The 5,420-nt window shown below is 44.2% G+C and carries 7 protein-coding genes; all 7 read left to right on the forward strand.

From position 1 onward, the window contains the following. The coding region (flgN, locus tag AC29Z1_RS12215) for a flagellar export chaperone FlgN (protein WP_488271741.1) at positions 1-226 on the forward strand (226 nt) is incomplete at its 5' end. 32 nt (positions 227-258) lie between these two features. Further along, a complete protein-coding gene (flgK, locus tag AC29Z1_RS12220) occupies positions 259-2,145 on the forward strand; it encodes a flagellar hook-associated protein FlgK (RefSeq protein ID WP_488271742.1) in 1,887 nt (628 codons plus the stop codon). 11 nt (positions 2,146-2,156) lie between these two features. After that, the gene (gene flgL, locus AC29Z1_RS12225; protein WP_488271743.1) at positions 2,157-3,431 is read left to right on the forward strand and encodes a flagellar hook-associated protein FlgL; all 1,275 of its coding nucleotides are present in this window, start codon (positions 2,157-2,159) and stop codon (positions 3,429-3,431) included. Positions 3,432-3,520: 89 nt separating this feature from the next. Continuing rightward, the gene (locus AC29Z1_RS12230) at positions 3,521-4,081 is read left to right on the forward strand and encodes a DUF6470 family protein (RefSeq protein WP_488271744.1); all 561 of its coding nucleotides are present in this window, start codon (positions 3,521-3,523) and stop codon (positions 4,079-4,081) included. A 119-nt stretch (positions 4,082-4,200) separates the two neighbouring features. Next, entirely contained in the window at positions 4,201-4,659 is a 459-nt protein-coding gene (gene fliW, locus AC29Z1_RS12235; protein WP_488271745.1) for a flagellar assembly protein FliW, read from the forward strand. Between the two features lies 1 nt (position 4,660). Next, on the forward strand, positions 4,661-4,891 hold the full coding sequence (csrA, locus tag AC29Z1_RS12240; RefSeq protein WP_488271746.1) for a carbon storage regulator CsrA: 231 nt from the start codon (positions 4,661-4,663) through the stop codon (positions 4,889-4,891). 99 nt (positions 4,892-4,990) lie between these two features. After that, entirely contained in the window at positions 4,991-5,383 is a 393-nt protein-coding gene (locus AC29Z1_RS12245; protein ID WP_488271747.1) for a flagellar protein FlaG, read from the forward strand. Positions 5,384-5,420 lie beyond the last annotated feature (37 nt).

The raw sequence follows: 5,420 nt of genomic DNA on the forward strand, positions 1-5,420 counted from the left end.
GCAAACCGCCAACCAGCTCAAACAAATCAGTGAGACATTTGCTAGTGTAACTGACGAAATTGTCAAACTCAATGCGATTAATGAGCGATTAATTAAGCAATCATTAGATTATATCAATTTTAATATTAATATGTTGAGCCAGAGCACTGCAGACCCCATCTATGCGCCTAAAGGCCAGACAGAAACAGCCCGACCTGGCAGGTCAATTTTAGACGCTAAGGCGTAATGTAAGCATGTGACAAGTAACGGAGGAAAACTATGAGATCAACATTTAGTGGTTTAAACACAATCTTGCTGGGTCTTGCTGCCCAAAAAATGTCGCTGGATACCGTAGGACATAATATTGCCAATGCCAATACAGACGGTTATTCCCGGCAGCGGGTTAATCTTGCTACCGCCAAGCCACAAACCGTTTTTACAGGCACCAGTACTGTGCAAGTAGGTAATGGCGTTCTTACTCAGTCGATTGTTCGGATCAGAAATAACTATATTGATCAACAAATGTGGAAAGAAACCTCTACATTAGGATATGGAGAGGTTATTTTAGACACTTTAAGCCAAATTGAGGGCGTATTCCGGGAGCCTACTGAGACAGGTATGCAAACCGTCCTGGATAACTTCTGGAAGGCCTGGAATACTTTATCCACCAATGCTTCGGACAATGGCGCCCGTACCGCCTTGCGTGAGCGGGGCGTTGAACTGGTAGACGCCATTCAGCAGGCCAATACGCAATTAAGAAGTATAGCTGCCGATATTAATGACGTTATCGCGATTCGGGTAGATACCATTAATCAAATAACTTCTGAGTTGCTTTCGTTAAATAAACAGATTACCCAGATCGAGGCTGGCAAAACCGATCACGCCAACGATCTGCGCGACCGGCGGGACCGTCTTGTGGATGAGTTATCCAAGATTATTAATGTGCGGGTAACTGAGGATACTTATGGCAATTATATTATTCAATCCTCTGGGCTTATATTGGTAGATGCTCATAGTACCAATAAACTTAAAGTAGAATCCCGCAAAGACCCTGACTATGGGTATGAAGTTGTTGATGTCAAAGATGCGACAACTGGTATTACCATTAACTTTACCAGTGGTGAAATCAAAGGGTTAATCGATGCCCGGGACAAAACTGCGGCAGATTCGGAAGCAGATGCTCGTAATAGCGATCTTAGCGTTAAAGCATACCTGAATAAACTTTCCGCAATGAGCCAGTTTCTGCTGCAGGAGTTTAATGCCGTTCATCGTGACGGGTATGGAACAGATAATAATTCAGGATATAACTTCTTTGGGGCTTCTGGCAATGGCCCTACCAGCGATTATAACAACTCGGCGAACTATGTTATTTTATTCGGTCCCAATTATGACAGTTCGGACAAGCCGGGCGTACCGCGGGCACAGCTTTGGATTGATGCACTGGTAGTTAATTCTGATTTATTTAATACAGAAAATGGACTTAGTCATATTGCTGCTAAGACCATGGTGGGAAGCCTGGACATCACGCAAAGTAATCCTGATGGCGGTAAGGCAGTGGTTGGGGGGAATTGTACTGTTGTTACCCCGACCTATGAGGTGCGGATTGAGGGCCTGGATCCCGTTACCGGAGCTGTCACTAAAATAAGCTATCAGATTAAAGATGTAAATGGAAACTTGCTGGCTAATGGCACTAAGGATGCTGACCCTCAGCAGGTGGCAGAACCCAAGAAATTCGATCTCGGTTTCGGTATTACCATCAGAATTACCCCTGATCAGGATAATACGGTAGGTGACACTTATACCTTCACCATCCCCAAAGAAACGCAAGGCAATGCTGCTGGTGATAATGCTGTTAATCTAGCAAATCGACTAAAAGTAGACGTTTCTAGCCTGTTGGGAGGCTCCTCTTTGGATACTTACTATAGTTCGATGATTGGTGCTCTCGGTGTGCAGGCGCAAAACGCCGAACGTTTGACTGAGAACCAGCAAACCTTGGTGAATCAGATAACGAACTGGCGAGAATCGGTATCAGGTGTCAACTTAGACGAAGAAATAGCCGATATGATCCGGTTCCAAAAAGGCTATAACGCGGCAGCCAGAGTGCTGACTACTATAGACGAAATGTTAGACAAACTTATCAACGGCACTGGCGTTGTTGGAAGGTAGGGAATAAACATATGCGTGTAAGTACTAATATGCTGACATTTAACTTTATGATCAGCTTGAATAAGTCACTAGAACGTCAAAACAAAATCCAGGAACAACTTTCTGATGGCAAAGCTCTGCACCGCCCGTCCGATGACCCGGTCAAAACCATCAGGAGCTTGCGCTATAACATTAACCTCAAAGAAAATGAGCAGTATACCCAGCATGTTAAAGATGCTATCTCCTGGATGGAAACCACTGACGGTGCCATGAGTGATTTGAGCTCACTGACGATTAGGGCCAAAGAGCTTGTTGTTAAAGCAGTATCCCCCAATCCGGATATGGCACTGGATGCTATTGCCGCTGAACTTGACGGGATTATCAACCAGATGATTGAGATAGGCAACACTAAGATTGGTGACCGCTATATTTTTGCCGGACAGAACGATAAAGTACAGCCGTTTCAGAGGCGGACTGTGACATGTGCGGATGGAAAGCAGATGGAAGCTGTTGTGTACTCTGGCGATACCAACAAAATATCGATGCGTATCCAGCCAGGGACTGTAACCCCTTCTCAGGATAGTATTAATCTTACAGGAAAAGATATTTTCGGTTTTCAGACAGTTATAGAAAATGGCAAGGAAGTACAGACCGCAGGCGTACTGAATTATCTCATAAGAATCACAGAAGCTTTAAAAGGGCAAACTTCAGCCAAAAGCAATCCGGCAGGGGGAGATATTGTAAAAACTTCTGCCGATGAGCATAATGCGTTTACGCTCAGAATTGACGATACCAGTACAGGAAATCCTGTGGTCTCGTATTCCATCGATGGAGGCGTTACCTGGATGAGCAGTGACTCACCTTCATCCAAAATCTCCGTTGTGGATAATGGGACTTCTTGGACTATCACTATCAATGATTTGGAGGGGCTGGGCACTCCGAATGTTAGTTATGAGTTGACTGTAGACACTGACAATCGGTCAGGCGATATTTATACACTTCCGTATTCGACTGCCGACAGGGATTTGCAGTGGCTCTCTAAAACAGGTCTATACATGATAGAAAATGCTCACAACCGTATTCTTCAAGCCCAAACAGAATTGGGAGCCCGTATGTCCATGTATACGCAGGCCCAGGCGCTGTTAGAAAAGAATAATGTAACCATTACTGACTATGTATCTGCTAATGAAGATTTGGACATAGCGAGAGCCATTATTGATTATAAAACCAGTGAAAGCATTTATCGTGCTGCTCTATCGGTTGGCGCTCGGCTCATGCCACCATCGCTTGTTGATTTCATGAGTTAATCGGCTGTTATTGCGAGCAGAAACTGGTGATTTTCTTGCTCTTTGTTTGATACCCTTTGTCAGAATCTATGTTATAGGGAGCGATCCACATGCTCACTCTCCATATCTCCCAGCAGCCTGCTAAAATCAGTATAACTACCACACGCGCCGACATGGGGTTGAGTACTACACGGCCTCAGCTTAAGATCGAAACCGAACCGGCAACTGTCGAAATCAGCCAGCCCAAAGGTGAACTGGAAATTGATTGGGAGGCTTTCCGTGCATCGATTGGTCTGAAAAACAACATACAGTTTGCTAGGGATGCTGCTGATTTAGGCCGTCAGACTGCCTTTGAGACTATTGGGCGTATTGCTCAGGAGGGAGACCGTCTGATGAGCTTCGAGTCAGGCGAAGACCCTATACCCGCCATGGCAGCAGAGGCTAATACTCAGCTACCGCCGGAAGTGATCTGGGCTCGTCTGGAAACTCCGGTCATACGCTACACAGCGCATCAACCTATATTTAACCCCAAACCCGGTCGTATTACGTTCGAGTTTATTCGGGGCACTGTTAACATGGATTTCCGGCCGGCTACCGTTGATATCCGGATGATCCAATATCCCAGTATTAAAATGTGGGTGACCGATAACTCAGTAGATATCAGCGCGTAGCAAAATAAAGGATTGTTATTGGCAGCTAAATTAGTTATAATGTAAGTAAGACTATACTATTGGGCAGAGTGTGGAGAACTCTGCCCAATTCCGTTATAACCAAAAAACAGGAGGCAACTATGCGCATTAAATCTACCCGTTTAGGCGAATTGGAGATAACCGATAGCCAACGTATCCAGTTTCCACATGCTCTTCCCGGCTTTCCTGAAGAAAGGGAATTTGCTATCCTGCCCTATCAGCCGGACAGTCCTTTTGCTTTTCTCCAGTCGCTCAATGAGCCTGACTTGACTTTCGTCATTATCGAACCTTTTGCCTTTTTTCCGGACTATAGCTTTGAGTTGGACGACACAATCACAGCCGAATTGGGAATCGATGACGACAATAAGCCTAAAATCTTCAATATTGTCCGTATTCCTGACAAAGCTGAGGAAATGACCGCCAATCTTTTAGCTCCTATCCTTGTTAACGTCAAAACCCGCCAAGCTATCCAAATAGTTTTGGAAAAATCTCCATACACCGTACGCCATCGTCTCTTTCCCCAAGGATTTCCTAATCAATCCGAAAAAGGGGGCAAGTAGCATGCTGGCTCTCACCCGCAAAGTCGGTGAACGTATTGTAATTGACAATAACATTATTGTGACAATCGTTGATATCAAAGGCGACAGTATTCGTCTGGCCATAGATGCTCCTAAAGAAGTGAGAATCTACCGTGGAGAACTTTATGATGCTATCGTCTCTGAAAACAGGCAATCGGCTAACCCGGTTATTTTGCCTGGTAATGATATTTTACAAAAAATTAAGCTGCCGTAAGCTATGAGTCTGTAGGCAGATTTTAAAAAAATATGTTAAAGAATTTGAGATTTTATTCGATAATATAAGTACAGAATGAATACGACGAGGTGCTTAAGCATGGATATTCAGAGCAGTACCCTGGGCAAATGCGGTAATACCTCATCATTATCCAGTACTATGATCAAAGCTACCAGTGCTGTAGGAACGACTAGTAAGCCGGAAGTAAAGCCTGAGGTAACCATTAAGGAGGCAAATACACAGCCTGGGACCAAAGAACAGCCAATGTCTGAACAAGACATAACAAAAACAACGGAACATCTCAACAAAATTATACAGTTACTTAATGCCGATCTTAAGTTTGAAATGCACGAAAAAACCCAGCGGCTGATGGTTCGTCTTGTGGATACTAAAACAGACAAAATACTGAAGGAATTTCCCCCGCATGAACTCTTAGATACTCTTGCGGCAATTAAGGAGTATATAGGATTCTTGCTGGATAAAAAAGCGTAACCGACAGCGAGTTGCCATTTATCCGGTTGGTAAAGTT

Source organism: Sporomusa sp. (assembly GCF_057736855.1).